2 protein-coding genes are annotated in these 2,172 nt (G+C 78.1%); both read right to left on the bottom strand.

Going from position 1 to position 2,172, the window contains the following annotated elements; all coding sequences use genetic code 11:
* On the bottom strand, positions 1-469 hold a 469-nt coding region (locus tag MNZ39_RS23920), incomplete at its 3' end, for a response regulator (RefSeq protein WP_242341585.1).
* The coding region (locus MNZ39_RS23915; protein WP_242341584.1) for a response regulator at positions 466-2,172 on the bottom strand (1,707 nt) is incomplete at its 5' end. The genes MNZ39_RS23920 and MNZ39_RS23915, both read right to left, overlap by 4 nt.

Below are 2,172 nucleotides of genomic sequence, written 5' to 3'. Positions count from 1 at the left end.
CGGCCCGCGGGGCCGGCCCCTGCGCGGGCGCGCCCCCCGGGCGGAACGGGAGCCGCCGGTGGCGGGTGACGAGCTTCAGCCCCGCGACCGCGCGGACGGCGTCGCGGATCGCGTCCGCCTCGCGGGCGAAGCGCGCCGCGTCCGTGGCGCGCGGCTTCGCGAGCACCTCCACCGCGCCGAGCTCGAGCGCCCAGAAGGCGAGCTCCTGCCGCTCGGGCCCGGCCTCCGCCGAGACCACCACGATCGGCGTCGGCGCGACCCGCATGATCTCCTCGATCGCCGCGAGCCCGTCCTTGCCGGGCATCCGCACGTCCATGGTCACGACGTCCGGGCGGAGCGCCGCCACCTGGGCCACCGCCGCCTCGCCGTCGGCGGCCTCGCCGACGACCGCGATGCCGGCGCGATCGAGGAGCGCGCGCAGCAGGGCGCGGAACGAGCGGGAGTCGTCCACCAGCAGGCAGCGGATCATGCGCGGGGCAGGAGCTGGCGGACGAGGTCGAGGAGCTTGCCGCGCTCGACCTCGCGCTTCACGAGGTAGCCGTCGGCGCCGGCGGCGAGGCCGGCGGCGCGATCCTCGGCCGCCTCGAGGGAGGTGACGAGGACGACCGGCGTGCGGCGCAGGCGCGGGTCGGTCTTCACCTTGCGCGTGAGGCCGAAGCCGTCGAGCCGGGGCATCTGCACGTCGGACACGACGAGGTCCGCGCCCGACTCGCGCAGGAGCTGGAACGCCTCCTCCCCGTCGGCGGCGGGGATCACCGCGTAGCCCGCCATCTCGAGGAGCGCCTTCATCGCGGAGCGGGTGGTGAGCGAGTCGTCCGCGACGATCACGCGCCGCCCGCCCTCGGCGCGGCTCGCCCCCATGCCCGGCTGCCCCCGCCGCACGAGCTCCGCCGCGGAGAGGACCCCCGCCACGCGCCCGTCGTCGAGCACCGCCGCGCCGGCGAGGTGCGGCACCGCCGCGACCCGCGCGCCGAGCGAGGAGATCACGAGCTCCTGCTGGCCGACGAGCTCGTCCACCCCGACGGCGACGCGCGCGCCGCCGTGGGCGATCACGAGCGCCACCCGCTGGCGCGGCGGCGTGGCCGCCCCCTCCGGCATGCGCAGGAGCCGCGCGAGCGGTACGTACGGCACGTGCTCGCCGGCGACCTGCGCCGTGGTGCGCCCGGCGACGCTGCCGAGATCGCCCGCGGTGACCAGCACGACGTGCTCGATCGCCTCCGCGGGCAGCGCGATCACGTCGCGCCCGACGCGGAACACGAGCGCGGTGGACGCGGACAGCGTGAGCGGCACCTCGAGGTCGAAGCGCGTGCCGCGGCCCGCCTCCCAGCGGACGTCCACCGTGCCCCCGAGCCGCGCCAGCGTCTCGAGGACGACGTCCATCCCGACCCCGCGCCCGGAGATCTCCGTCACGGCGCGCGCGGTGGAGAGGCCGGGGTGGAACACGAGGCGCGCCGCCTCCTGATCGCCGAGGCGATCCGCCTCCTCGGCGGGGAGGACCCCCTTGCGCACCGCGGCGGCGCGCAGCCCCGCGAGATCGAGGCCCGGCCCGTCGTCCTCGACGATGATGGCGACCCGCGAGCCGCGTGGCTCGACGCGGGCGGCGATGCGGCCGGCGGTCGACTTCCCGGCGGCCCTCCGCGCCGCGGGCGCCTCGATGCCGTGGTCCACCGCGTTCCGCACGAGGTGCAGGAGCGGATCGCGGAGCGCGTCCACGATCTGGCGGTCGAGGCGGGCCTCCCCGCCGTCGATCGTGAGCTCGACCTCCTTGCCCAGCCGGCCGGCGACGTCGCGCACGGCGCGGCGCAGCGGCTCGAGCACGAGCGCGGCGGGCACCATCCGGAGCGCGCGCAGGTCCTCGCGGAGCACGGTGCCCGCGAGCCGCTGCTGCTCGGCCTCGCGCGATGCCTCGCGCGCGACGCGGGTGAGGTCGGTCGCGATCTCGCGCAGCCGCGCGGACGACCGCTCGAGCTCGGCGCGCCCCGCCTCGACCCCGGCGGCGCGCAGCGCCCGGCCCGCCTCGTCGAGCGCCTGCAGCGCGTCCCGCACCGACGCCGCGTGGCCGAACACGTCGCGCGCCCGGCGCGCGCGGCGGGCCTCGGCGAGCGAGAGGAGCTCGACCTGGCGGCCGATGGAGGCGAGCGTGGAGGCGAGCACGCGGATCGACTTCTCGCC

Origin of the sequence: Anaeromyxobacter sp. SG66, assembly GCF_022690805.1 — a bacterium.
In the GTDB taxonomy this organism is placed as follows: Bacteria; Myxococcota; Myxococcia; order Myxococcales; family Anaeromyxobacteraceae; genus Anaeromyxobacter; species Anaeromyxobacter soli.
This window is presented reverse-complemented; position numbering and strand designations above follow the sequence as displayed.